Source organism: Pseudomonas sp. NPDC089569 (assembly GCF_050280625.1).
GTDB lineage: Bacteria > Pseudomonadota > Gammaproteobacteria > Pseudomonadales > Pseudomonadaceae > Aquipseudomonas.
Window position 1 is genome coordinate 42,468 of record NZ_JBNNVQ010000012.1, and the last position, 26,733, is coordinate 69,200.

The window sequence follows — 26,733 nt, forward strand, 5'->3', positions numbered from 1 at the left end:
TGATGGAAAACCTCGATGCGGAAATAGGCCTCTCCGCCCTGCATGAATGGCTGGCTTCCATCGAGTCCCGATTTTCAATTGAGATCGATCAATGCCGGCAGATTGCCTTTGAGCATGCGCTAACCGGGTACGCCGAGTCTTTGGGTGAAACCCTTGAAACGCTCGCGACTCGGGCTAAAAGAGGGCTGTTGGACTCAGAGCACTGGTCCATGATCCTGCACCTGGCCACAAACCATGAAACCCGATTTTTCCGCTCACCAGCTGCTCTGAAGCAAATTGGTCAGATCTGTCAAAATTTATCCCACCCTAAAGTCCTCTCCGTCGGATGTTCGACAGGGGAGGAGCCGTACAGTATCGCTGCCGCGCTTTATGCAGCAGGCCACGACACTTTTGAGATCCTTGGCACCGATATTTCGGCTGTCTGCATCAAGACGGCAAAGCTCGGCATTTACAAGCAACATCCAAACATCAGCTCGCTCTTAGCAGGACTCCTGCCAGAACAGCGGATGCGGTTCCATCCCTGGGTTAAAGGCATGGTCAAGTTCGAGCAGCACAACATCCTACAGGACCGACCCGTACAGCTATTGAAACCTAACGTGGTGATCACGCAGAACATGCTGATTTATTACCGCGAGGAAACGCGCTACGAGATCTTAAATCGTCTCGCCTCAATGCTCGGCGTCGGGGGCTATCTCATCACTGCTCCCGCGGAAACACTTGGCTGGAAAACACCAGCTATGACACGTGTCCACCACAGCCAAATAAACGTATTTGTTAGGTCCTCATAATGTCCAAGAATCTTCGAACAGCCCACCTTTCATGGTTGCGTCCACCGATTCAAAAGGGGGTGGATGTATCGAAATCAGCCCTGGACATCTATCACCAAAAGATGAAGGAGCTTGCATGCCCTCCGTCTGACGCACAGCGGCCATGGTTTGAGAAGCAAGAATCAATCAAAGCTGAGGCATTCAATACCCTCACTCGTGAGGTAACCCTGATTCATTCTTCGCTGGCTGTTGTGGGATGCATTGGAGCGGCTGCTCTCGCGCTCGAAATAAAAGTCATACTGAACAACATCAGCCAAGATCAATTGGACGCGGTGAAGATTGAGCAGGCCTTGCTCTCAGTCTTGAGCGGGTTACTCACAATTCCGAACTACGTCAAAATGATTATTGACGGTGCACCTGATAGCGCAGGCATTCTCTCCAAGCCAATCAACGAATTGAGAGAAATGCGCAACGTGCCACTACTGGAGGAGGACAATTTGCTCCCTCCAGACATTGAGTTTGTGTTCGTTGACCCACCTCTCAAGGATCGCGACTGCACCCAGGCCACGCGTAACGAGGTGTTCAATCGCGCACCAAAGAAATTTCGAGAAGCCTTCAGCACCTACATAAGTAACCACAGCAAGCTCGCCTTGACCTCAATGAAAGCGACATTGCGCGAACTTCAAGAAGTCACCAATGATCCAGAGGTTGGGTGTTTTTGGTGGATAGGCGAGTGCCTCACCGACGCGCTCGGGTCCGGTGCAATTCGCAGTGCCGGCAATACGCTTTCCCAGCTCCGAATGCTCTCTGTAGCCATTCAACGTGCCGAGTCCGATGGGGAGGAGGGCGCAAAGCAAACGCTCGGCGTCAATCGCTTCAAGTCGTTATTGTCGGTGCTTAGCATGTCTACGAAGCTCTCGACTGAAGTTGCTGACGCACTTGCTGTTTTCAATGTCCGCAAAACTGTCGACTTCGGCTCCCTGGCTGAATTGCAAAGCCGGATAGAAAGCTCTCAAGCAACCACCCTTGCCGACATATCCGGAGAGCTGAAACCATTGCTCGAAACAGCAATGGTTTCACTGGGGCGTGCGCGCTCTAGTAAGAACCAGGACATCTTCGAAACCCAGTTTGAAAACTACCGAACAGCCATTAGGCACGTGACCAGTGTGCTCTACATGGTCAACGAAAACGAACTGGCAGGTGTGGCGACCAAGGCGCTGACAAGAGTTGAGCATATCCATAGCTCCAGTTGCTTCGACGACCCTGGAATGGTCGAGCATTTGTTGACCGACATCCTTTTCCTGGATGAACGAATCAACGGCGTTGAATCCAATGAGGCAATCCGTGCACTGAATATTGTTGGGGTCAAACCTGATGTAATTACGATAGTGATCTCAGAAGGGCTCGCTGCCCTCGCTCAGACGCGCAAGCTGATCACACAACACGTTGATGGCGGTACGGGACCTGATGACCTTCAGGCTGGCTTGCAGAGCTTGCAACAAGCATCTGCAGCGTTGGCATTTGTAGGTGCAGAGCAGGTCAGCATATTGATGAATGGGGCCTGCCAGGCATTCATCAATCTTTTGGACCAAGGATCGATTCAGCACTCACCAAGCCTGTCTCTTGCCGCCAGGGCTATGGTTGCGATCGAGATCTACCTGACCTCAATCAAAGACAACCTCGAGCCGTCGCCGGAGCTGTTGACGAAGTCTGAGCACTCACTTTATGAGTTGGGCATCAAGATCGCGCATGTTGAGACAGTCAACAAAAACGAGCTGATTCAAAAGTTTGAAGCCCAGGCCGGGCATCTGATTGAAGAGGAAAACCCGTTCCTATCTGAGATCAATGAACTCAGGTCAACGATGGAAAGGGCGCATGCCTCACCTGAAATCAGAAAGCGTGCAGCAATGGATTCGCTCTTCAAGTCAGCTGACAGACTATCTATCGCGGCCAAGATGAACGGCTTTGACGGTTTCTCACGTATCGCCAGGGCACTAGCGACCTATGCCGACAAGGTAACTAGCCTTTCCTCAGCTGAAGGTTTCGATTTCGTAGGCTCGCAGGATCTCCTCAAACAAGGGATTGAGGTTTGCCTGCAATGTATGGATGAGTATTCCGCTCGTGGAAAAGTCGCGCTCTTTACCAAGGATTTGGAAACCACCCTCCTTGAGAATGCAGATCCTTCGATCATCCCTCCTACTGTTGAAAACACACCACAAGAACTGTCCTCGGCCTTGAAAGATACCTCCATCATTCTTGAAGGTGAATTGGATAGCGAAAGTCCGGAGCGTGCTATCCCGGATACTTTTGATGCCGGTCTGATCGAACTCTTCAGAGAGGAGTTCCAGACCTACCAGGCAGTACTCGTTGACTTCACGGCCTCCTCGAGTCGTATCGTCACCCGTGATGTATGTCGGGCTGCCCACACGATCCATGGCATATCTGGTTCAGCAGATTGTGCACTTCTACACGAGCTCTACGGCATCATTGAATCGCGTCTTGAGATTCTCCTGGACAAAGGGGAACCAATGGCAGAGGCAGACCTTGAGAACCTTAACCTGCTGCTCATTGACCTCGGCGACTTCGAAAAGGACTTCCCTTGGGTTATCGATTCGCCACTGCATGAGAACTGGAAAGAGATTGCTGCAGCCATTGGCACTGGATATGTGCACGCCGATTACCAAGAAATTGAAGTCATCGAAACTTCGGCAAACCCATCCCGTTCCCAAAAGGATGGTGAGAGTGTTCAAAATGCGGTGAACCATCATTCGTCAAACCCAGAAGAGATTTCGCATGCGAAATCTTTTGAAGGTCCGGTCGTTGAGTCGTCCGACGTATCCAACAGTTCTCAGGTCGTGCCTAGCCAAACAATCGCTGCGTCGCTGGAATGTGAGTACAGCGACGAAATGGCTGACTTCTATATTGAAGAGGCCGACGACGTGCTTCCAGAACTCCAGGCCAACGTGACCGCCTGGCTTGGAAACATGAATGATCCAGAGCTTGTTGCAACCATCAAACGGCAAATGCACACATTGAAGGGTGCTGCGCTGATGGCTGAAGCCAATGCCATCGCCGCAATTACCCATTCAATGGAAAGTTTCTTTGAAAGCATTTCGCTAAGCATCATCAAACCAGATGCAAAATGTGCTGAATTGGTGCAAATCGTACTGAATGCCATCCACGACCTAACCAGTGTGATGCGGCAGGGGATTGCATATGAAACACCAATTGCACTGATCCACTGCCTGCAGCACGCCGTGGACTCCAATGAAGTCGACTTGGGGTATTTGCATGGTCCCGTATCAACCGTGGCTCCAGTGGGTACCACAGCAGCAGCTCCGGTTGACGTGCTGGTCGATCGGGAGGCGGTGGAAGTATCACCATCCGTTCCAGAAAACATTTCGCATGCGAAAACTTCTGAAACTGGAATTGTCGATCTTAACGCAACGTTTACAGAGACCCCTTCTCCGTTGATGCATACCGAGCCGGAGAATCTGGAGCCTGAATATAGCTCAACTGCAGCCGAGTTCTACATTGACGAGGCCGACGACGTCCTCCCAGAACTCCAGGCCAACGTGACCGCCTGGCTGGGGAGAATGAACGACCCGGAATTGGTTGCTACCATCAAACGGCAGATGCACACCCTGAAGGGTGCGGCTCTGATGGCAGAGGCAAATTCCATTGGAGCAATAACCCACTCCATGGAAACTCTGTTTGAGAGCATCTCATTCAACCTTATCGAACCAGATCAGAAATGTGCTGAACTGGTAAGAATTGTATTGAGCACGATCCTTGAAATGACCAGCGTCATGCGTCAAGGAATTGCGTACGAAACTCCAACAGCATTGATTGAATGCTTGAAGCACGCAGAAGATTCAAACGAGATCGATCTTTCATACCTATTTAGCCCTGACCACCGGCGTAACGCGCAACAGGAACACCAAATCGAAACACCGGTTGGTGGGCATGTTGAAACAACAGGCGGCGATGCACTTGTGGCGGACGCAACTCCTACCGCCAATGCTTCGACTCTCCATGAAACCGAAAGCCCAAAACCCGGACGAAAAAGGGCAAGAGGCGGCCGAGGTAAGGGTGGCGCAAAAAGGCTTCCAGCACATATGGAGCAAGCAGACGCTGGAAACCACGAGATCGCGTCCGTTGTCGAAATACCAGAAATTTCGTCTGAGGCGAATGCCCAAGACGTGCGTGAGTCCGAGACTTCCACGCCCGAAAAAATTTCGCATGCTGAAACTTTCAATGATGTAGCCGAGGTCGCTGACTCGCCAGAGCCGGCATCCATCGCGGCGGAACCGCAAATCCATGGGGCAATAGAATCCTTCGAACGCCGTTTCTCAATTGAGAGCCTCGATGACGCTAGGGTGTATCAGAAGGTGCAGAGTCGGTCCGTGCTCGACATGCTTCAGCGCTGTATACAGCCAATTGTTACAGACACTAAAAAACAAGTAGTCGCCCCTACTGAAAAAATGAAAGTTGATCTTCGGCTCCTGGAGAACGCAGGAGAGTCAGCGAGCGAATTGACCGCGGTAAGACATCGAGTTGACGCTTTGAATGAAGATCAGATCCTGGGCATCACTGCGATACGTGAAATGCTGGAAGTTCACAGTCTTCAGCACGGTCAATTCACAACGGCGTTGCGTGGTCACTTCAATCAGCAGCCTACGACTCGGAACAACTCAGCCGGCAATGAAGACGTTTACCTTGAACGCTTCACAAACCTTTCGGCTATGCACGTAGCACTCGGTGCTCAAATTGACGAAATTCTTGGCGCCGTTGCTGAGGTTTTTGGGTTAGCGCTTCAGAAACGAAATGCTTTGCGGGACCAGGGCCTGCTCATCAGTGGACTGCAACGCGATCTACTCGACTCTCGCTTGGTACCGTTCGTAAACGTTAAGCCCAGGCTTACACAAGCTATCCAGCAGGTCTGCATCGAAACCAAGAAAGTCGTCAACACCAATTTTGTCGGTGGAGACGTAATTATGGACAAAATGATCCAAGACAATATTTCGGAACCACTGACTCACATCCTTCGGAATGCAATTGACCACGGGATTGAGACTGAAGCCGAACGTGTTTCGCTAGGTAAACCAGCATCTGGAACTATCGAGATCACGGTTTACCGTAGGGCCAAACATGTCGTGATTACGGTCAAGGACGACGGCCGAGGTATCGACATTGACGCTGTTCGCAAAAAGGCAATTGAGAAGCAAATCATCAGTGAACACGAAGATCTCACTGATAAACAAATCATGCACCTGATTACAAGCAGTGGGTTCTCAACCAAAACTGTTGTAACGAACATGTCGGGCCGGGGGGTGGGAATGAACATCGTAGCCGCCGCGGTAGACAACCTCGGGGGCCAATTAATCATCGACAGTGTGCTGGGGAAGGGAACCACCTTCACCGTTGAATTGCCATTCACCATCGGATCGAACCGAGCAATGATGTGCAGTTCCGGTTCTCAATGGTTCGCTATCCCAAGCTACTTCATGACGCAAGTCATCATGAGCGATACCGCCGCGATTAATCGCGAACGAGCGAAATATGGTAGAGCGACTGTTGAGTACGAGAAAGTGCGTTACGAAGTAGTGAATCTGGCGGATCTGATCGCAATGCCTGACCTGCGGACGCCAAGTGATCGTGAAACAGACTCAACCCTCATCCTTTGCGAGCAAGGGGATATTCGATTCGCAATTGAAGTCGAAAAGGTTGAGTCAATGCCCGAGATCCACATTCGGAAACTCGAGGGCATTCTCTCGCAAGCCAGGGGGATTGTTGGTGAGACAGAGAAGCAAGATGGCACACCGGTATTTGTTCTGGATGTAATGGAACTGGCCAGACTCAATCTAAAGTCTGGTCCAAACGGCTACCAGGTACGGCAGAACCGCGTGCGGTCAGTGAAGCGCGAGCAGAAACCTATTGCTCTAGTAATTGATGACGCACGTCAATACCGGACACTGCTTGAACGGTACCTCACCGAGATGGGCTACATCGTCGTCACCGCTAGAGATGGTGAAGATGCGATGCAGCAACTGCCGCTAGAGCGCATGCCAGAATTGATAATCGTCGACGTTGAAATGCCTCGAATGAACGGCTTCGAATTCACAGAAGAAATCCGGCGCCGGAAAGAATACAACGACGTTCCGATAATCATGGTTACCACTCGTACCGGGCTAGAGGAAAAAGCGTATCAGGCCGGCGTCAACGTGTACGTCAACAAGCCATGCAATTTCGAAAAAGTAGAACAGGCAGTCTTGAAAGTTAAGCCGCAAACTGTTCGTAAAGAGGTCGCCGTATGAGAGTCGGAATCGTAAGTACCAATGAAGTCCAGAAGGCCTTGATCACAGAGTTGCTGGGCCCTCTGGTAGGTCCGTTGAAAGAGTACGACCTCACCACCATCAGAAATGGCACCTTGCATTCGACCGATGCTCACATCCTTATCATCGATATGAGCGATCCGGCGATCGTCGACTGCGCTGACGTAATGGACATGATGGGCCGGGATGAACCTATCTGCCTCATGCATGAGAAAGATCTGTTTGCAATGAGCCAGGCCGATCGCATTTCCTGGCGAAATCGCACCGTCGAAGAAATACGAAAGTCACTTCCTGACCTGACAAGTGAGTTGGATTCCAAGAGAGATGAAGCCGACAATAAACATGTACCCGACGCATGGATCATCGGCTCGAGTGCTGGCGGCCCTCAGGCACTTCGGGAATTCTTTGGGGCCCTTCCCCCCCTACCAATTACAATTTTTGTGGCTCAACACATCTCAGAAAATGCTTTTGGGCAGATGCTCGCGCGCCTGGCAGACAATGCTAAGGAATGGGATGTCCAGACGGCAGCCGACGGAGCGAAGGTCAGGCCCAATACCGTCTTTTTAGTCCCCCGGGACAAGACCGTCGACATCCGCGGGGGGATCATCGAACTTAAACCGCATGTCACCCCAGAGTTGAGCTTCAACCCCTCCATTGACGCAGTGATACGTTCGATCTTCGCCTGCCATCCAGGGAAAATTGGTGTGATCATATTTTCGGGAATGGGGTTCGACGGCTCCGCCGGCATTAGAGCTGTCAAGGGTAGAGCGAAAATGATCATGGCACAGGATCAGGAGTCCTGCGGGGCGAAGGGCATGCCTGACTCGGCACGTTTGACAGGTGCTGTTCAGATATCGGCAGAACCGGCAGCGTTGGCCGCAGAGTTGAAAAACTTATACCCTCAGTGATGGAATCACGGCAGCATAAAAAGGCCACTTCAAGTAGAAGTGGCCTTTCTCCTTTAAGCAGTAGTTTCGATTTCCTTTTCTTCGTCTTCTGCTAACTCGGCTGAAGGGGCTGGAACCAAGTTCAGTGCGTTGGCCCGAATCGCGGCTTCAAGCGACTGCGCCGCCTCGGGATTATCCTCAAGGTACTTCGCGGAGTTCGCTTTACCTTGACCGATTTTCTCGCCGTTGTAGCTGTACCAGGCCCCCGCCTTTTCCACGAACCCCTGAGCCACGCCGAGGTCGATCAGTTCACCGGCTTTGTTGAACCCTTTGCCGTAGATGATCTGCAACTCAGCCTGACGGAATGGTGAAGCGACCTTGTTTTTCACCACCTTAATACGGGTTTCGCTACCGATGACTTCGTCGCCTTCCTTCACAGCGCCAGTACGTCGGATGTCCAAACGAACCGATGCATAGAACTTCAGCGCATTACCACCGGTAGTGGTTTCCGGGCTCCCAAACATCACACCGATCTTCATACGGATTTGGTTGATGAAGATAACCAAGCAGTTTGCGTTCTTGATGTTGCCGGTGATTTTGCGCAGGGCTTGGGACATCAGACGGGCCTGCAAGCCGACGTGCATGTCACCCATCTCGCCTTCGATTTCAGCCTTAGGCACGAGAGCGGCAACAGAGTCGACGATGATGACGTCTACGGCATTGGAACGAACGAGAAGGTCTGTGATTTCCAACGCCTGCTCGCCAGTGTCAGGCTGGGACACAAGGAGATCGTCGACATTTACACCCAGCTTGCCGGCGTACTCCGGGTCAAGTGCGTGCTCAGCGTCGACGAACGCACAGGTGCAGCCGGCCTTTTGCGCTTGGGCAATAACCGAAAGCGTCAGTGTGGTCTTGCCCGAACTCTCCGGCCCGTAGATTTCAACGATTCGGCCCTTCGGTAAACCGCCGATGCCTAAAGCGAGATCCAGCCCCATGGAACCAGTCGAGATTGACGGAATAGCCACGCGTTCCTGGTCGCCCATTCGCATAACGGCGCCTTTACCAAACTGCTTTTCGATCTGGCCCATGGCTGCACTCAGGGCTTTTTTCTTTTGGTCGTCCATCGTTCTATCCTCGGAATGAAAGGCGCTTATTTGCGCTGAGCACATCTTCAATTTGAAAGTTGCGTGCCAGAACCGTCGTCGAGAATCTTCCGGACAGCCGTGGCTTGAGCGTCAATACAGCGATCAGCCATGTCCTTCAGAATGCCGATCGCACCTGGGTTCGTTCGAAGAGCCAAATCCCTCAAAAAGTCATGCTGCAAATTGGCATCGGACGGAAATAACGCTGGAATGAAATCAGCACGAACGACAGTTTGCGAACCGAGCTTGGTGGTCACTTGAATCCGGGTATCGTCCAATCTGGTCGCAAAATTTCGAAGCAGTGGAGAGGTACGAACTTGAGAGCTTTGCATGAGAGGGTCCTCGTAAATACAAGGACCACTCTATAAAGAAGGGGCCGTGCCAGAAGCCGTCAGCAAATTTTCGGAGTACACATACCCATGATTTCATCCCAGTCCTTACAGCAGGTAACAGGAACCCACCAGACGAAGGTGTAAATCTGCTCAAGCGACACAGGGTAGAGGCGCATTTGCGTATCGAGCATCAAGCTGCCTGGCTGGAATCCGACGGTCACACCTGGTGAGGTTTGTTGCAGTTTCCCCACTTGCATAGATGCATTGAAAGGAAAGGACCCAACAGCAAACCCACTTACATGAATTGCCCGATAAGCGGCGATCCCCGCCGCAATTGCAGCATTGTCCTGAGGCGTAGCCATCTGCCGCGGATATAGCGGGCCCCACTGGGTGCCGATACACATCTCGGTGCCGAAGATTGGGACATTGGAAGTGAAAGTGTTGCAGGCCAACGCGCCTGCGGCTGAAGCGATACCAATGTCACGACAACCGGTGTTCCAAGTTGGATCAAACTCAGTGTCGTAGAGCAGCTTTGGAAAGCAGCCTGGTAGTGCTGCGTTGAATTTGCTCAGTGCCTGGGAAAGCAGGACATTCGCACCAGCACCACAAACATCAAGCATGCCCACTGCGGTAGCATTCGATGACTTGGCTTTCTCAACACCACACAGCTTGCAACTCTGATAGGCCATGGCCATGTCGATTGCCCATTCCGGCAGTTGCCAGATCCGGACATGCATCGACGTGTAGTCGTTGTTGTCCACGCCGACGCTAAGCAGACCACCAATGGGTTGCCCAAGGGCGGAGTCCCCGCCACCTTTAATCACCTCACACAGTGCCACAGGCTGGTAATGGCTAACGATCAGCTTATTCGGACAGAAATGGCAACATGGACCATAGACCATGTACGACAGGGTGACCGGATCAATAACGAGCAGCGTCGCAAGTGAGGCGGTAATTGCTTGTGCCTCCTCGGTATGTAAGCCCAGACCTGTAGCAGTCGCGGCAGCAACGACGGTCGACAGCTTCACAAATTCCCGGCGAGATAGATCCACTTTAGGCTCCTGAATGGTTACTACCCTAATAGTGGATGCCAGGTGACCCTTTTTATTAGTTCAGCATGCAAGAGATGCCAGGGAAGGGGACGCTAAAAAGCGGAACAATCTCGGGAGAACCCAACTCATCGTCGGTAGGATTCATTACGTGGACCGTAGGTACCGCTGAATCCATTCGAACCGAAACCAGTACGCGCTCGCTGTCATTTTGTGGGTTGCGAGCCGTGATGTAGACGTCCTCTTCCGTGACATATGCCGCTAGGCGGGAAAAATATCGATTGGCACCGAACTCACCTTTTTTGGGCCGCAGAGCGACCGCCGCGCCGGTTACGTTCAGGTTCAAGTCGTGCTGAACATCAAAGAGCAAATCAGCAACATTCGCCTGCCCGTCGGTGCTCCAGATATCGGCTTCAAAACTGAATGTTGCCTCACCCGATTCCCCCATACCTACCTGGCTGTTTAGCATCTGAGTGAATTGCTGCAGCGCCAGCGTGCGAAACTCCTCTGCGTTAAGATGCGTAGGCACATTTACGCGGAGGACTCCGTTTAGATTGACCGGGATCTCAAAAGTCTGAGTTGTTTCTTGCGGTTTAGATGTCATGGGTTGTTCCTCCAGTTGATGGGCTCAGTATCCGCATCGCTGGATGTGCCACTAGCACTCAAACCCCTCAAATTGGGGCAGTCACCACCCACTATTAGTAGCATCAGCTTCTGGAGAATTGACGCGTGTTTTCCAACTACATCTGGCTTCTTGGTCTATTTCTATCCGTCGTTGCGGGGGCCATCCTCTGGATCACCCACATGAACACCTTTGCAGTTCACAGGGAACCTGCCGATGGGCGCGATATCGACCAACACGCAGCGGCAAAACCGGTTGAAGCAGAACACCGCTACAAAGCAATGCCGGCGCTTTCGCCAACACGCCCAGCGGAAGTCCTCGTTGCTTTGGAGGTTGCACAACCTGACATGAACGAGGATGCCCCCGCGGTGGAGTTGGAAACGATGGAGGTTCCGAATCTTCCTGACAACGAGGATGTTGAATTGAACTTGAAACTCGCTGACCAACTCCAGGTCGTCGGCGACTTCGAGGGTGTTTCGGAATACGCCCAACTGGTTTTGGATGACTCAAAAGCCTCTAAACGCCAAAAAGAGCGAGCTCAAACTTTGCTGCGTCGCGACAAAAGCTTTTGAAAGTCGCGAGCATCAACCGAGGCTTTCAAATGATCTACTGTCTGGCCGAGCATCATGTTTTCATCGTATAGCGCAGCGGCGGTGCAATTGCGCCAGATACAAACCTGAGCTGAGATTTGAACGATCTCGGTGCCTACCAGGACGCAAACTTTTCCTGACGCCTCCGCCTTGGTCTTGATCAATCGAACATTCGAAGCACACGCTCGGACCGTGAACTGCACATCTCCATCGGACATGTTCGCGCCGGCGATGAAGGTGGTGAGAACTCCGAAAATCTCTACATCTGCGCCGTGTTGAGGCATACGTTTCATCAGGTCATTCCTCCCACAATTCAAAAAGGTCTTCACCGAACTCGCTGTCACGCAGCTTCGCCAAAGCCTGGCATTGGATCTGGCGAACACGCTCTTTAGACAGAGTCATAATCACCGACATCTCTTCTAGGGTCTTGGCTTCGACGTCGCCAATTCCGAAACGGTTGACCACAACAAACAGCTCACGCTCCCCCAGGACACCGGCCAGCACGCCTGTGATGTAGTTACTCGCGTTTTCCTCCAGTACCTCCTCGACGAAACAGTTGTTGGTGTCCGCCAGCATCTCATGCATGCCATCAGATTCCGCCGAACCACCCTCCTGGAAGGTGCTATCGAGGGAGATCGGCTTCCCGATGCCGACATGGAACATCAGGTTGCGGACGTCATCTTCTTTCAATCCAGTGATTTCAATCAGGGACTCAAGCGAAGCGTTAGGGTTCTCTCCCAGCGCGGCCTTAAGCTTCGACAGAACCTCGTACGTCCCTTCAGGCAGACGGATCATTTCCTGCTGGTTCAGATCGCGAAGAATCGATTGCTGAATCCAGGAGACCGCGATGGTCGAAAACTTGAACCCCTTATCCGGAGCGAAGCGATAGATCGCCCGAACAAGCCCCATATTCGCTGCAGAACGAACAACCTCGAGGTCAGAAAATTTGTACTGATAGACCATGCGTTCGACCAAACGGAAGTTGGCCTTAACGAACAGTTCAACACACGCCTTAATCTGGCGGTCAAATCGCCCGAACGCAGACCAGGAGGCAAGCAACTCCGCCGCCGGGGCCTGGCCCGTACTTGCGGATTCCATGATCTTGTTCTGACGGTCGATGATGCCCGTGCGCAGGCGGCGCATCTCCACTGGTGGGTAGAACTTCAACTCATATCCGCCGGACTGCAGTAATGAGGAGATGAGCTTGGGTGAAGTCCAATTACCGGAAACGATCCCTTCAACCTTCTTGCGCGGGATGCGAACCTCTGCTGCGATGTACTCGACCAGGTCTTTACACAGAAGGTTGAGGCTTTTGCACTTGGCCCGAAATTGGTCTGCTGCACGATTTAGGATGTAGTCATAGGGAACGATTTCAGAAAGCTTCTGACGCAATTCTTCACGCACTACCGCCGCGAACAACGTCCCGTCCATCCCATCCTTCGAGTAGGTGTTCAACTCAGCAACCAGAGTCTGAATGGCGTTCAATTTTTTACGGGTGAGGGCAGCAAAGTCCTTATTGTCGATCTCATCAACGCGCACCCAGACGCCGTCAGTAAAAATTAGGGTGACGGCTTTGCTGACCGCATCTTTGTCCCCCATCGCTGCCCAGATCTCGTCGAGCATGAGCAAGACAATCTCCGTATCCACCGCCAGGGCACGCAGGAGATCGAGTTGGCCCATGATGATGCCAAACCCAAGGTCTTGTTCCTGTTCAGCCGTCAGCAGTCCCTTGGGATCACTCAGCTGCGGGAGAGAAGGCATCGTTGCCGGGAGGCGAAAGCCAACGGCCGTTGTTTTCGCAGCGGCGCTGGAGACCACTTCGGTTTTCAAAACTGCGTTGTTCATGGATTACCCCTCGTGTCGGCTTAGAGCCGAACTGGCATCAATACGAAACTGTGTGAGGGATAGTTTTTCGTCGTGAACAGTGTGCCAGAACCATCGTTCCTGAAATAAAGATCGACTTCCTCAGAGCCAAGCGCCCGGAGCAACTCAGTGGTCATTGCGCCATTCATGCCGATCTCCAACGGCTCCGATTTGTAGGAGCAGGGGAGGACATCATTTGCTTCGTTCAGGACGTCTGCCGAGATGGACTGGATTGAAATTTCATCATTGGTTAGGGTCAGCTTCACCGCAGGAATCTTGCTATCTGAGAGCAACGTCACTCGAGCCACAGCGCTAGCGATTTCATTCCGGTCAACACGAGCGATCATGCCCTGCGCCGCGTTGGTCAGGAGGTTCTTATATTTCGGGAACGTCCCATCAATCAGTCGGGAGAACAAAACACCAGAATGGGTGGTGTAACGGACCATCTGCTTGCTGAAAGACACTTCGACATCACCGGTACCGCAAAAAACCGCGACATCCTCGATACAGGTGCTTGGCAGAATGAACTGGCCAGAAAGACAGGAGTTGACTGGAACCTCGGTGACACCAAGGCGATGACCATCAGTCGCGGCAAGCGTCAAGCTGTCTGGTGCTAGGTCAAACAAAACGCCATTGAGGTAGTACCGAACGTCGTTACGACCAGCGCAGAACCCAACTTGCCTCAGCCCAGTGGTAAGCGCGCCACCGGCGACCTTCAGTGATCCTATGACATCCTGAACCGGGAAATCGACTGATGGGAAATTCACTGCAGCAGTAGTGACCAGATTGAAGCGCGAGCGACCAGAGGAAATCTGGAGCTTATCGTCCTTCAAAACGATACTGACGGGTTTGTCCTTGGGAAGGGAGAGAATGACCTGATCTAGCTTCGCAGCATTCACGCAAATCGCCCCAGGAACTTCCACTGTCAGCGCCGAGGCATTGGGCGACATAGTCATTTGCTGCTTGCCGTTTTGAGCCGAAATAGTCAAACCGGTTGCCGTCGCATCCAACAGAACTTGGCCGAGGATATCGCCTGAACTCCGAAGAGCAACACGGCACACCTGCTTGAGGACATTGGCAAAATCGGTGACTGAGATAGTTAGTTTCATGGACCGTTCCAGATAGTGAGGATTGGTCCATTTTTGAGGGGGAGAGGGTGTGCCAGAAGCAGGTCATCTGGTCATAATTTGATCAAGGCTTGCGCGCCGCTCCGTGGCTAGAATCAGTGAACTTATCCTCCGAGTTTTCCACAGAGACTGGGGATAAGTTACATCGCTTCAATCAGCACTCTACTCATGGCCGCCGCCGATGCTGTACGACTTACTTTATAGGTCGACTTCTGGGTAAACCGCGCCATATCACCAGCGATTTTCTTTGAATTGCCATCCTGCCCTGAACGCTCATAGAAAATTGCGAGTTGAACGTAGGCTTGCAATCGAACGTTGTCGCTCGAGAAGTCGTAGAAGTCCTGTGGTGCGGGGTAAGTCCCTTGTGCTGCTCTGACAATGAGGTTCAACAATCGCGTCAAATCGTCAGTGCGTAAGTCCGGTACCTTCTCTGCAGCCCGCTGCAGGAAGTCATTGGCATCCATCACATGTCCAGTACTCGCGTAGCTGATTGCGATCTGTGCAATGGACATCGTGTGTCCTGGTGTAGCGGTGTAATAGTCGAGCAGAGTGTCTTGTAGTGATCGAGCGCGCTCCAAGTCGCCGGTTACCAATAGGTTGACCAAGCGTTCCTGTAAAACATCCATGTAAATGGCATTGTCCGTGTCATGAAGCAAGTTCAGGCTCTTGCCTATGGCCGGCCCATCGTTGGCGCGGGCTGCGAGCACTGCGATGTTTTTCAGGGCAAATAGCTTGGCTTCAGGCTCGTTAATCGACGCAGCGCTGTCGATTGCAGACATGAATTTATGAGCACGGGCACTCTCCACCGCCTTACCCGCATCAACGTATGCTTCCTCAGGTTTAAGGCACATTGTCGTCTCCAACTTGGCTCGGAGATCTGTCAGCGCCTTTGGATCGGGTACTCCTGCACCAGCCATAACCGCCCGGGTCATTTTCAAAGCCTGGTCACGCTCAGGTCCTGGCTGTACCTCCGTAACATTTTTTGCGATGAGATCGCCCAGACAGGATTTGTCAGCCTTGGAATAGCACATCGCTGTTGGTGTTGCCGTAACCCACTGTGGCTGTGAGGCACAGCCGGAGAGAATCAATACTAAGGGGCTCAGCTTCACCAGAAGGGCTTTCATTGGGCAGACCATTGTATGCGGTGGCTTGGCTTTCCTGTGGCCGAAGCCATTTCCAACACCGATACCGCAAATTCGGAATCTGATTGTTCAGAAGCACTGATTGCGAAGACGTGCGTGCCTTTGGCTAATGCATTGGCAGCCACTTGCTCTATCTTGACGCCGGACAAGCTAAACAAGCGGGCAGGAATGTATCGTTGAATGCAATACTGCTCAGCAAGCCGGGAAACACCTTCCTCCGCAGCAAGATAGATTTCATCAGGACGCCGATTTGCGAAAATCTGATCGAACAAAGCGAAGATCGATTCATCGCATACTGAACAGTCGCCAGTAAGGACAACGCGGCGTAACTGTTCGCCTTCCTCGTGACTGGCTTTGTGGAGTCGGTTATAGATCTGCTCGGCGATTTGGGTGACCAACTGAATGGTTGTCTTGCAACCTGGCTGCAACAACGAGTTGGCAAGTGCCTCCTGATTTTGAACCAACTGCATCCACATCCCCGCGCGGATCATTGGAGCTTTGATCGTCTCCCAGTCACCCCGGCGGCTTCCTTGAACAACTCCAGCAGTTTCAAACATGAAGTCATCCTGATCCGTAACCGTGAGGAGATATCGCCGGTACGAATCATCCACCCCTCTGTGCTTCTCGGACTCGATAAAGTGCATCAGGGACGGATATGTCTCAGGTAGATGACTTTCTGGACTGCGGTACCCATGGAAAGGGAGAGTCGCATACGGGTCATAAATGGCGGTGTTCATCGTCGATAACCTAACCGAGTATTCGGGCCAAACGCTCATTCAACTGAACAAGTCCAAGAGCATTTGGGCTTTCAATCGCGATATCTTGTCCTTGTTTGCGCAGGTGTGCCAGCCGATCTGGGGTCTGGAAATTCCCGGCAGCTTTGTTTTGAAAGTGCCTTGTCAGAACCTCGCGCTCACTAACACTCAACAGCTCTGGTTTGGTCCTTCCAAGTAGACGGCCTCCAAGTTCTCGAAACCTACCTTCAATGCCGCTGGCAATAATCGAAGGCCACTGGTCAATGGGCTGCTCGTGAAGGCGCTGCATCCGTAACAGGTCAGCCTGGTTGAAGTCACCTGCCCACATCCGGTGGTCAACATCTGCCGGTTGCGCGGCGAGTTCCAAAATGGGTTCATCCCTCAGCCGTGCGGCGAGATGGTCGGCAGCGCGAAGATATTCAATATTGGCCAGCACCGTTCGGATATCAACGGCTAACCGGGAAGCGTCCTTAGGCCGCACGACGCCGATTGCTGCGCAAAAGGGGGCACGGCTAAGGCTGACTCGGATTAAGGGCTTGTGAAGGTCTGTGGGGTTCACCCTGACCAGTGCCTGAAGCGACTCAACGTTAGGGTCGCTTAGAGACGACAGGTCACTTTCCAGATCTGCGACATACACAATGTCCGGGTAGGTGATGTCCACCGCCAGTGGCAAGGCCAGGATTGCGCCCCTGGGATGGGGAATCAACGGATGAACCATCAAGCACGGCTTCACACTTCGCAAATCAGAAACCTCTCCACCATCCAATCCGAGGCACGTCTTGATCGCTTCGATAGAGGAAGTCCTAATTGCGTGCTCGATGAGCTTGGGTGACGCAGCTGCCAGTTTTTCCAGCGTTTCCTTTACCAGGATCGCCCTGTTTGTTCCGTTCACTTCCGCTTCCCACATCAGGAAATGATGCATCGCGGTCATGGGCAGCGTTCGTACACTCTCCGGCCAAGGAAAATCGTCTGGGCGTAAAAGCGCGACCGCACGCAGGAGTGTCTCCACATCAAGGAAATGACTGCCCTCAGGTAACCCAATGCACGGGTAGGGGAGCAAGTTGCGGTACATCCCATACCGAATATAGGGGTCGAGCCTGGTTGAGTTTCCAAAGCCAACATGCAAGCAATCCTTCGTCATGAAATGCTTGAATCCGGTTCTGGCCCACTCAAGCTCGGTCTCGCCCAGCATCAAGTCGAGGAGCGCCAGCTCACCTTTGGCCGCTTCCTTTGGATCGACATACACGTCATCCCGAAGCTTGATAGCACTCATTAGGATTTCAGGCGCGACATCGTCAGAAACGAAAATCGAGTGGTAGCGAACAAGCTGACCCTCGGCCGCGTGTTTACCAGCTGTGATTGCGTCGTAAAAATGGATTGCGGGCATAGGAATTCCTCTACCACTAATAGTGGCGACCGAGTGATCCATTTATGCATTTTCGACTGACGACTTCGGGTGAAAAAGAAGAGGCAATTTTGAGAGGAAGCGTCGAGGGCGGTCGTTATACTCAGACCAGGATCTCGGAAGTGAACAGCGAATTGACCCAGCAACCTCTCATCCTCAACAGCCCGAGTGCAGACACTCTTGTGATGCTGGTCAGGAACAAGCGTGCTCACCTCGCTCTATTGCAGTCCGGCACATGCCCTGATGTGAACCTGTCGCTGTGTGGGGTGCAAATCGGCGGAGAGGTCTTGGGCGTGGTGGACAGTGCAGACCTGCCAACGCTACAGGAACTAGCCCTTTGCCCAGCCTGCTTAGCCGACTTCATGACCAATCATCGGGATCGGCTGCTGTCCCAGCAAACCATTACGCCTGAGCAGTCGGCCTTCGGCTGCGGCATCAGCCGCGCCTTGGCCAATCAGATGTCTCTGTTTTAAGCCTCGGGAAACATATGGGTTTGCTGTTCGCCCGATTCCAAGCTCATCAGAATCCAGTGCTTGGAAGTGGACCCACTGCGGATCAACTCCCACAACAGGCTCATCGCAGCAGTCGCCACTGTCCGATTCACCAAGCAATCCTGTGAGTTGATCGACTCAGCCGCCGAACATGATTTGGTGGTGCTGTCAGCTAATTCAGCAACCTCTGGATACACGTCGAGCACGCAGGGGAAGCGCTTACGCATAACCTCAGTCAGCCCACCAAACACTACTTGGCCGTGCCGCTGGCCGTTGCCCATATCCATCCACATAGCGTCTTTGCGCAATTTGCCCTGATAGTTGGCCAGCGCAACTCGTGCGGAGTTGACGTCTACACACGAAATGACCAAATCAGCGTTCGCCAGTGGGAAGATCGTTTGCTCACCTGGGAAACGATAAGGCAATGCCTTCCACTGAGTACCGAGGTTCAGGTTGTAGCGATTGACCAGACAGATCGACTTGTACTGGTCGATATCACAGGGCCAGAAGCGCTGACGCACAAGATTCGATTCGCGCACTACAGCATCATCAATCACCGTCACATTCAGTCCGCGTGGGTGGCCCAGTTTCAACAGCGTGAAATGGAACGTTGCGAGGCAATCAACGACTTCGCTGCCATTACCACCGGCACCGAGAACAACAACGTTGATAGCCTGATCCAGCCAGCGCTCAGGAGCAGTGAAGCGAACTTCCTTCGATTGAATTTGGGCAATCATTCTGCGCGCGCCCCTTTGTTCACTGCGACTTTCAAGGTGAATTTCGTACCGTAGTCAGCCGGGACAGGAACCAGCTTTGCAGCAGGAAACGCCTTGGCATTGCTCTCATTCAGTTTTTTATAGAGCGCTTGCAAGCCTTCATAGCTTGAGTTTCCACTGAGCACCTTTGTTCCGCCAGAGTGGGTGTTCGTACACTGGAGAACGAACTGTTCCCAACCCGGGATGCTGCCTATGGAGTTGTCCTTCGGCAACGTCACGTTGCCGACGCAAAACGTGCCATCCCTGTACATATTCCCCATAGGGACATAAAACAGCGGGGTTTCAGGTGTTGGTCGCGCCTTCCCCTTGAAGGCGTAGCAGCGTAGCGGCTTGCCCAACTGTGCGATGTATACAAGGCCCGGGATCGGGGCGTTGTACATGGCTTCTTTGAATAGAACGTCGATGCGCTGCGGCGGGGTATACCAGACCAGATGGGTTCGGCTTTTGATCAGGATTTTGGTATCCAGGAACTCTAGCGTCGATTCAGTGTTCAGCAGTATATCTACCAGTGCCTCTTTGTCGTGCTCGCTAAATGCACGCCCTGCCCCGAGCGTGTAGCGACCATCGTCCGGCGCAGCCATCACTTCATGGCTGGTCATGTCCAGTCGGCCAGACTTCGTGTTGCGATAGATCAGCAGTGCTGATGCTTCGACTTCTTGGTTAAGCATTTGGTGTCCCCTCAAGAGAAAGTTGGATCTGGCGCAAGTGCGCAAGACATTGCTGCGTTCTCTTAATTATCGGGACTGTGGTTTGTGCCACCACCTCCCGGGACTCCAAAGGCAACGCTGTGTAGATTTCCGCGCAATTCTCGGCGTAGGAGTTAAACCCTTCCTCGGCTTCATCGAACAGGCTGCTCATCCGATCATCAACGACAACCAAGATTGTCTCGAATAGTCCAATCCCCTCAGACTCCGAACCTTCAAATTGCTGACCACCGATGAAGAAATGCCGGTCAGAAAGATCAATACAGGTTTCCAACGCATCGGCCAGAGCGACCAACAGACGGCTATGTGCCGAGCCATTGTCGATTAACTCCTGAACCTGGGAGCGCATTGCTTGCATTTCGACCTTGCGATGAGCCTCGTTAGATCCTTCGCTGTAATCAAGGCGAAACGAAAAATGAGTGGCGAGTTCCGCGCTTTCAAGCAGTAGGTCACACGCTCGCTCTACTATGTCTTCATCGTGCGGGCCTTGACCTTCCATACCCAATGCATACGTTTCAAATTTGGCTTCATCGCAATCCAGATCCATGAGGTAGTCAAAAAGCTCTTCGCGGCTATAGTTTTGAATCCGTTCTTTGAGTTCCGCGTAGACCTCCCCAAGGGTATGGGTGTAGACCCCGTCCTTGCCCATCCAGCTTGCTGGCGTATGGAATGGAACGCAGTAGTGAGATAGCGCGTCTAGAGTTTTGAACAGCAGGACGTTCACTTCAACGAAGTCGCCTTCGATAGTTTCTGGCAGATTCAAATGGAAGAAATTCATCCCTGTACTTTGGATCTGGAAGGTTTGCCCAACAATCGAGGTGTGCAAGACCACATCGGTGTAGCCCACACCGTTCTCTATGACCCGCGCCAGACGTTGTTCCTTAGCGAGAAGTGAGCCAAGGGTTTCATTGCAGGTGGACAGCAGTTCAAAACCACAGTCTGTGCCTTGCGCTACAAGCGGCGCGACAGCAGATTCGTGGAGCAAACCTAACTCGATGCAAGCCAGTGTCAGGTTCGCTGCAAACGGTATGTCCACCAGTGGCTTTGCTAGCGTTACGACGCGATCCGCCGCGTCTGGGACAGCCTGTGCCAAGTTAATGTCAATTCGGCCAGCAGAGCGATTGGCCGCACGGGAGGTGACGATGTGCAACCCATAACCGTTTGGGTACAGGTTGAGTTGATTGAGGTCGGATTCGTGGAGCAATCCTCCCTTATGCGCTTCCAGACAGAACGCGCTATGTCCAACGAAGTCGACCAAATAGCCCCTGTTTTTCATGAAGTCACGGGCAACAAAGTCCTGCACTGCCTCTGAAACCAGAGGCACCGTCATTGGGCTTAGCGGGGGAGTTCCGAACCGGAAAGGAGTCCGGGTATGCTGGATTTGCGCAAGAGATTCCACAATCGCACCTGTTGGTTATGGTCTAAACAGTTGACTGGCTCGTTGTTCGGGTTGGCAGGGGCGACATCGCCGCCCGCCCAAGCCTTGAGAATTTCGAGGGGGTTAGCCCCGGTCGCCGAAGCTGGCTTGTCGAAACTCGTAGACATGCTTGTCGCCCTCCGTCACAGGCTCGATTACTTTGGCCCCAAGCAACTTGGGGAATTGACGACCGTAGTGCTTGAGCACCTGCTCAGGGGTCATCGTCGGATCGGGATCAGCCATGTCGCGGCCAGCCATGCGGAAAACGCGGGTAAGTTCCAGAATTACTGCCATGACGCTCTCCTTAGAAATGGGCCAGCGATTTCGAGCCGGTTTCAGCCGGAGCATCATCACCCGCTACTGGAGCCGAATTGCCTCCGTTGTGCGTGTCATCGTCTGAGTCCAAATCGTCATCATCGAGGCCACCGCCTTCATCATCAGAGGCAGACACAACCGGGGCAGCGACCGGCGCTTTTGCCTTGGCTGTCGCAAGTGCCGCAGCGCCGATCCGTTCGATCTCATCGAGAATGCTCAAACCCCGGGTGACGACAGCGGCTTTCTTCTTGATGTGCTCACCAAAGGCGTCCTCAACCTCATCAGCGGGGCCAGCGACCACCATTGGCTTACAGATCGCCGCACGCAAGCTCACAACCTCATCACTCGCATTGTGCGGTGTCGGTCCCAGGTTGGGCGTGTAGATCACTTTGATCTGGCCATCGCCAAGACCTTGGACTTCGATGGTCGCGCTGGTGTTAACGCTAAGAACGGACGCTACTGCCTGAAAAAATGTTGCTTTCATGGTTACTGCTCCTTGGGTCGATGGATAAATTATTGGTGCAGGGCGGTCGTGCCAGAACCGTCATGGCATTCAATTTTCATCGTGTCCGGGAGGTAACCTTCCCAACTGAACTCCGTGAACGCGAGGATCGCTTTCATGAGTTCGTCAGCCTTGCCGCCAGCGAGCTTGGCGAACTCTTTGTCACCCTTGACCTCGTCGTATTTCTTGTCGAATCCGCTGGCTTTACAGTCTGCGATTACACCGGCCTTCGTCAGCGACTTGAGATAGGACTCAGTCATCTTGAAGTACTCAACAGGGTTCATGCCTGTCGCCTTGATGGCGCACAGGGACTGCGCGCCTGCAAGGGATTTCTGGAACTGGTCTGCGCTGTCCTTGCGGAATACCGAGCACGCCGCCAGTTGAACCAAAAATGCATCCAGCTTCTCAACTGGCAACTTCGCCAGCTCAGCTTCAAAAGGTGCCCGGGAGTAGCTGGCCAGCCCATCAGGGAAGCCAACGGTTTTCTTCATGCGGTCATTGAGTTCGGCAGGCAACTCGCTGCGCATATCGAGGTACAAACTGACAATGCTGATCGCCAGCACAAATCGCTTGTCATTTTGAATTGCCACCGCCCCCATACGGGCAAACATATCGAAGGCTTCCCGGCGAATCGCACGCTTCATTTCTGGAGCCTTAGCGGACGACTTGGCGGTTGCCTTCTTGCCAGCGGCTGGAGCTGCCCCCGAAGCTGCCGGTTGCCTAGCATGCTGACTGCCAGTCGAAGTTGTGAGGGCCTTGGCACCACTGGTTTGCGAAATCAGTTCCTGGTAGTCAGCTTGACGTTCGCTGTTGCAGTTGCGGTCAAAGCAGTGGCCACCGACCGTGTGACCTTCCAGTCCCTGCTTCGTACTGACAACTGCACCATAGTTTTTGCACGACAGGCACGCAGTAATCTGCGCCGCACCAACACCGTTCTTGCCGGTCTCTTCCAGAAGGACATAGCCGTCCTTAGGCAGACTTGCATCGGTATGCACAACGCCGTAATCGGCCTGCGCCTCAATGATGCGGACTTCGATGAGTTGCGCAGTTTTTGCTTCCCAGCAAGATTGCTTCTGGCATTTGGCTCCGCCCAAACTGGCTTGGAACATGTCACCGTACAGCGCGCTGTTGGATGGACAACGCTGGCATTCGGTTGTATCGAAACGGGCGGTGCTGATATCCGAAAACATCTCAGAAAGGCGCTTCTTGGTGTCGATGACCGACATACCACGCTCAATGATTTTCCCGCAGATCAACTCCTGCTCACTATCCGTCATCGGGGCCAGAAGCTCCGCATGGCCGATCTTGATCTGGCCCTGAGTGAGGGCCTCGGCAACGACAGAGCAGCACTTGGAAAGCAACACCCGGCTATCAAGGCGAGGACGGTTCCAGCCGAGAATGCGACAGACCTCATCGTGATCGTTGGCATGATCGGCCAGCATCGTTACAGCGTGCTGTGCTTCATCGATGGGTGTGAGGTTGGAACGCTTGAGGTTTTCGATAGCAGCAGCAGAGCGCGCTTCAGCATCGGTCAATTCACGGATGATTACCGGGATGTCGTAGTGGCCCACATCAATGGAAGCCTCAAAACGAGTATTTCCCGCGACTACCTCATACGGTACGTCAGCACCTGGAATCGGGCGGATGAGGATAGATTGCATGACGCCATTGACGCGGATGCTCTCACGGATGTCATGGTAGTCAGAACGGTTACGGCTCTTGCGTGGGTCGATTTTCGGGTTGCGGCGAATCTGCGACAGCGGCACGCGCTGCTCACCACCTACGGTGGTCTCTGGCGCAACTTGAACTTGAGAAAGGTCGGTCATGGCTAAGCCTCGGGCTGTTTGGAATGAGCTAATGCTCAGGCCGAGAACCCTGTGCCAGAACCGATCAATCAAAAATTATGCAAATTCTTAGCGCCCCAGGTGAGGACTTAAATGCGTCATGTGAAAGGCTATGGCTTGCGCCCGGAACCCATGAAATCAGGGACGACAACACCGTCGAAAATCGTTACGTCAAGATGTGGAAACCCGTGGATTTTCTTCCTGACGTTGGCGAACCATTTGTTGATTCCCTCAATTTGGGTCGGAGTTAAAGCCCACCGAGCATGGAGTTTGGAAATCATCGCCTCCAAAAAATCCCGGCGGTCTTCGGCGATGTGTTGGAGCGCCTCAGAAAGCCAGTAATTGAGGCCAATGCAATGTTTGATGTTCCGCTCGCTGAAAACATTCTTCTGCTGGGCGGCGCTGCGCATTGATCCAGCTACACGCTTGCGGATAACGTCATCCAGTTCGCCGCTGGCCTGAAATGCCTCATAGGCTTCGGTAAGCAATGCTGAACGTTGGTAACGAAACCCAGACATCGCTTCATACCTCAGTCTGAGGTATTGAATTACCGCATCCAACGGAGGGAGAGGAGGGCGGGCTGGGGTAGGTGTGGAGTGGGTTGGAATCGGTTCAAAACCTGACCTCGGAGATGAATCCGACCCCGGCTCCGGCGTTGCGATGACAGAGGGATTATCTGGATCAACATCGGACACCACCAGCAGAGCCAGCCTGGCGACGTCCAGAAGACGCTCATCTGGAGGGCCAAGGTGTTTCTTTGCGCAGTTTGGCCCTGCATATGCCTCCTCGGTTCCGTCAGTGATGACGATCCCTTTTTGGCTTTTAAGCAGCCGGCCACAAAAAATGCAGCTAGCCCCAGCCCCCAGATGATCTACACGCGCGTAATGCCAATCCATTGAACAGCCCTCGTCTTGAGGCCATTGATGTTATTGGACCTTTACCATGATCGTGTAACTGCCGTCGATGGCAACAACCTTGGTTCTATCCTTTTCCACCTGGATCGTATCGGAGAAAGCCGTTGTCGAAAGGCTGACTTCCTGATTGGTACCGCACTTCAAAATCTTTCCAGGCGTGATGCCGTTGAAGTTCGAAACCTGACCAATGATTTCTACCGGCTGACTCCCATCCGCGGTCTTTGGGAGCGCGCGCAGTGTCAGCAAAAGGCCGGTCTTGTACATCCCTTCACGGCAAATTTGACGCTTGGTAGCGGGATCTTCGAAGGCAGCGTCGTACCTGTGAATAGCGCGTAGGTCCAGGACATGTTTGTCTGCGTCGACAGGGTAATTGTACGACTTAGGTGCATTGCTACCGGAGACCACAGAGACCGTCATTTTAGATGCTTCTGCACTTGCTACGAGAGGCGACAAGCACAACAACAGGGCAATCCAACGCATTTGTTTAACCTCCAAGATTTTCAGCAAACTTCAGAACGATCAGGCGGTATGCGTGATGGTCATGGAAGGTGGCGTGGTCGAGTTTCTCGTCTGGGGTCGGCTCCAACACGTCGAAATCCACTGGCACGACTTCTGAGACCCCATCCCAGGAACTGACCGCCAGGCACTCGCTGTAGCCGTTGCAAAGAACATCGGCTACGAACTTAGCTTTCCCAGCTGGGTACTTCACCTCAATAGTTTTGTGCAGACTTTCATATTGACCCAGTACGTACTGCACCAATTCGAGTGCCGTCTGCCCACTGGTGGACGAGGCGACACCGAACCCAGGCTCGAAAACAAGAACGGATCGGAATGTCATAGCGGTACCGCGCGCACAGAAACCTGGGTCTTCGCTACTGAGCCGAAGCTGTAAATCTTCTCTACACCAGATTCCTGATCAAAGCGGACGTTCAGTCGGTCCATATGGATCAAGGGATTCGGGTTTTGCATCTCCGCATCAGTCACATATGTCCGATCGACGCCGAGGCAAAAGCTCAGGTTGTTTTTGTCGAGCTTGGGTTGTGAAGCCCTCAGGAAAAATCCGGAGGGGAAGAAGAATTCGTTGCCCTGTTTCACCATACCGTTGCTGTCGATACCCACCATCATGGTGACCGTTTTCTGGAAGTCTTTCACGACCACATCGCGGCCATGTTCGGACGGAAGCTCCAGGTTGATTACTTCGCCGTATTTTTCTGGCGTTTGATTCAACACCTGGACCTCGATCTTGAACCCAGTCAGCTGACGAACCCCCGATGGTTGGAAGGTACGATCCTCACGCCAATCGGTGTCGCATTGCTCCTGTGGAAGGTTGGAGGTCTCAGTGACCTGTACGGTACCGGAATGAACTTTCGAGTCGTACTGGTAAACCGACTGGTTGAACTCTGGCTTACTTGCGCAGCCTGTGATTGCAAGGCAGAGCGCCGCAAGAGAAAAAAGTGGCTTCATGAATGTCCTTAGTCGTTGGCTGGGCTTCGGGTGGAAAGTGGTAGGGAGGTTTGATTCACGATTCTTGAAAGGTCGAGCTTCTCCAGAGCAGCGAAGACACCCGAAACCGTCAATGGTGGAACAATCCTGACTGAACGAATTGGGTCTGGGCCAATGACGGCCCCGAGACCTACACACAGGAGCACGCCGGCCGCGTCCCCAGACACCTGGTGCATTACGGATGCCGCGTCCGCGCCATCGCTAGGAAGATTCGACACGACAACCAGGTCTGGCTTGAACGAAACAAACAA

At 52.9% G+C, this 26,733-nt stretch carries 25 protein-coding genes; 5 read left to right on the forward strand and 20 right to left on the reverse strand.

Annotated elements, in window-relative coordinates:
• Positions 1–2: 2 nt before the first annotated feature.
• Genes ACQKP2_RS08310 through ACQKP2_RS08320 form a run of 3 tightly spaced genes read left to right on the forward strand, consistent with a single transcriptional unit; the run spans position 3 to position 8,010 of the window.
• Complete coding sequence (locus tag ACQKP2_RS08310) at positions 3–788, forward strand: CheR family methyltransferase (protein ID WP_427575786.1); 786 nt, start codon at positions 3–5, stop codon at positions 786–788.
• The gene (locus tag ACQKP2_RS08315; protein WP_427575787.1) at positions 788–7,084 is read left to right on the forward strand and encodes an Hpt domain-containing protein; all 6,297 of its coding nucleotides are present in this window, start codon (positions 788–790) and stop codon (positions 7,082–7,084) included. Before ACQKP2_RS08310 ends, ACQKP2_RS08315 begins: the two co-directional genes overlap by 1 nt.
• Positions 7,081–8,010 carry a chemotaxis protein CheB gene (locus tag ACQKP2_RS08320; RefSeq protein WP_427575788.1) on the forward strand — a complete coding sequence of 310 codons (930 nt, stop codon included), beginning with the start codon at positions 7,081–7,083 and terminating at the stop codon, positions 8,008–8,010. The genes ACQKP2_RS08315 and ACQKP2_RS08320 overlap by 4 nt, the downstream gene beginning before the upstream one ends.
• 53 nt (positions 8,011–8,063) lie before the next feature.
• On the opposite strand, the gene recA is transcribed toward ACQKP2_RS08320, so the two are convergent.
• From recA to ACQKP2_RS08340, 4 genes are read right to left on the reverse strand one after another with little or no spacing between them, the layout of a single operon-like run.
• Positions 8,064–9,113: a recombinase RecA gene (recA, locus tag ACQKP2_RS08325; RefSeq protein ID WP_427575789.1), complete on the reverse strand. Its 1,050-nt coding sequence runs from the start codon at positions 9,111–9,113 to the stop codon at positions 8,064–8,066.
• 47 nt (positions 9,114–9,160) lie between these two features.
• A complete protein-coding gene (locus ACQKP2_RS08330; RefSeq protein WP_427575790.1) occupies positions 9,161–9,463 on the reverse strand; it encodes a hypothetical protein in 303 nt (100 codons plus the stop codon).
• Between the two features lie 59 nt (positions 9,464–9,522).
• The gene (locus ACQKP2_RS08335; RefSeq protein ID WP_427575791.1) at positions 9,523–10,515 is read right to left on the reverse strand and encodes a twin-arginine translocation signal domain-containing protein; all 993 of its coding nucleotides are present in this window, start codon (positions 10,513–10,515) and stop codon (positions 9,523–9,525) included.
• Between the two features lie 55 nt (positions 10,516–10,570).
• Positions 10,571–11,116, reverse strand: a complete 546-nt coding sequence (locus ACQKP2_RS08340) for a hypothetical protein (RefSeq protein WP_427575792.1) — start codon at positions 11,114–11,116, stop codon at positions 10,571–10,573.
• Positions 11,117–11,241: 125 nt separating this feature from the next.
• Between ACQKP2_RS08340 and ACQKP2_RS08345 the strand changes: the two genes are divergently transcribed.
• Positions 11,242–11,706, forward strand: a complete 465-nt coding sequence (locus ACQKP2_RS08345) for a hypothetical protein (protein ID WP_427575793.1) — start codon at positions 11,242–11,244, stop codon at positions 11,704–11,706.
• On the opposite strand, the gene ACQKP2_RS08350 is transcribed toward ACQKP2_RS08345, so the two are convergent.
• From ACQKP2_RS08350 to ACQKP2_RS08375, 6 genes are all read right to left on the reverse strand, one after another.
• Entirely contained in the window at positions 11,673–12,017 is a 345-nt protein-coding gene (locus tag ACQKP2_RS08350; protein ID WP_427575794.1) for a hypothetical protein, read from the reverse strand. The two genes, ACQKP2_RS08345 and ACQKP2_RS08350, sit on opposite strands and share 34 nt — an antisense overlap.
• Before the next feature lie 4 nt (positions 12,018–12,021).
• Positions 12,022–13,569 (reverse strand): sigma factor-like helix-turn-helix DNA-binding protein, encoded by a 1,548-nt coding sequence (locus ACQKP2_RS08355; protein ID WP_427575795.1) that lies wholly within the window; start codon positions 13,567–13,569, stop codon positions 12,022–12,024.
• A gap of 20 nt (positions 13,570–13,589) precedes the next feature.
• Positions 13,590–14,696 (reverse strand): DNA polymerase III subunit beta, encoded by a 1,107-nt coding sequence (gene dnaN, locus ACQKP2_RS08360; RefSeq protein WP_427575796.1) that lies wholly within the window; start codon positions 14,694–14,696, stop codon positions 13,590–13,592.
• 158 nt (positions 14,697–14,854) lie between these two features.
• The gene (locus ACQKP2_RS08365) at positions 14,855–15,838 is read right to left on the reverse strand and encodes a hypothetical protein (protein ID WP_427575797.1); all 984 of its coding nucleotides are present in this window, start codon (positions 15,836–15,838) and stop codon (positions 14,855–14,857) included.
• Positions 15,835–16,413 carry a hypothetical protein gene (locus ACQKP2_RS08370; RefSeq protein WP_427575798.1) on the reverse strand — a complete coding sequence of 193 codons (579 nt, stop codon included), beginning with the start codon at positions 16,411–16,413 and terminating at the stop codon, positions 15,835–15,837. The genes ACQKP2_RS08365 and ACQKP2_RS08370 overlap by 4 nt, the downstream gene beginning before the upstream one ends.
• A gap of 190 nt (positions 16,414–16,603) precedes the next feature.
• Positions 16,604–17,998 (reverse strand): hypothetical protein, encoded by a 1,395-nt coding sequence (locus ACQKP2_RS08375; protein WP_427575799.1) that lies wholly within the window; start codon positions 17,996–17,998, stop codon positions 16,604–16,606.
• 44 nt (positions 17,999–18,042) lie between these two features.
• Between ACQKP2_RS08375 and ACQKP2_RS08380 the strand changes: the two genes are divergently transcribed.
• A complete protein-coding gene (locus ACQKP2_RS08380) occupies positions 18,043–18,489 on the forward strand; it encodes a hypothetical protein (protein ID WP_427575800.1) in 447 nt (148 codons plus the stop codon).
• Here ACQKP2_RS08380 and ACQKP2_RS08385 read toward each other — a convergent pair.
• From ACQKP2_RS08385 to ACQKP2_RS08430, 10 genes are all read right to left on the reverse strand, one after another.
• On the reverse strand, positions 18,486–19,244 hold the full coding sequence (locus ACQKP2_RS08385; RefSeq protein ID WP_427575801.1) for a PRTRC system ThiF family protein: 759 nt from the start codon (positions 19,242–19,244) through the stop codon (positions 18,486–18,488). The genes ACQKP2_RS08380 and ACQKP2_RS08385 overlap by 4 nt on opposite strands.
• A complete protein-coding gene (locus ACQKP2_RS08390; RefSeq protein ID WP_427575802.1) occupies positions 19,241–19,951 on the reverse strand; it encodes a PRTRC system protein B in 711 nt (236 codons plus the stop codon). The genes ACQKP2_RS08385 and ACQKP2_RS08390 overlap by 4 nt, the downstream gene beginning before the upstream one ends.
• A complete protein-coding gene (locus ACQKP2_RS08395) occupies positions 19,944–21,317 on the reverse strand; it encodes a hypothetical protein (RefSeq protein ID WP_427575803.1) in 1,374 nt (457 codons plus the stop codon). The genes ACQKP2_RS08390 and ACQKP2_RS08395 overlap by 8 nt, the downstream gene beginning before the upstream one ends.
• A 171-nt stretch (positions 21,318–21,488) precedes the next feature.
• A complete protein-coding gene (locus ACQKP2_RS08400; protein WP_277539077.1) occupies positions 21,489–21,698 on the reverse strand; it encodes a PRTRC system protein C in 210 nt (69 codons plus the stop codon).
• 10 nt (positions 21,699–21,708) lie between these two features.
• Positions 21,709–22,203: a PRTRC system protein E gene (locus ACQKP2_RS08405; RefSeq protein ID WP_427575804.1), complete on the reverse strand. Its 495-nt coding sequence runs from the start codon at positions 22,201–22,203 to the stop codon at positions 21,709–21,711.
• A 29-nt stretch (positions 22,204–22,232) separates the two neighbouring features.
• A complete protein-coding gene (locus ACQKP2_RS08410; RefSeq protein WP_427575805.1) occupies positions 22,233–24,047 on the reverse strand; it encodes a PRTRC system ParB family protein in 1,815 nt (604 codons plus the stop codon).
• A gap of 128 nt (positions 24,048–24,175) precedes the next feature.
• Positions 24,176–24,961, reverse strand: coding sequence for a hypothetical protein (locus ACQKP2_RS08415; RefSeq protein WP_427575806.1), 786 nt, complete (start codon positions 24,959–24,961; stop codon positions 24,176–24,178).
• 30 nt (positions 24,962–24,991) lie between these two features.
• Complete coding sequence (locus ACQKP2_RS08420) at positions 24,992–25,459, reverse strand: hypothetical protein (RefSeq protein WP_427575807.1); 468 nt, start codon at positions 25,457–25,459, stop codon at positions 24,992–24,994.
• A 4-nt stretch (positions 25,460–25,463) separates the two neighbouring features.
• A complete protein-coding gene (locus tag ACQKP2_RS08425) occupies positions 25,464–25,817 on the reverse strand; it encodes a hypothetical protein (RefSeq protein ID WP_427575808.1) in 354 nt (117 codons plus the stop codon).
• The gene (locus tag ACQKP2_RS08430) at positions 25,814–26,443 is read right to left on the reverse strand and encodes a hypothetical protein (RefSeq protein WP_427575809.1); all 630 of its coding nucleotides are present in this window, start codon (positions 26,441–26,443) and stop codon (positions 25,814–25,816) included. The genes ACQKP2_RS08425 and ACQKP2_RS08430 overlap by 4 nt, the downstream gene beginning before the upstream one ends.
• Positions 26,444–26,733 lie beyond the last annotated feature (290 nt).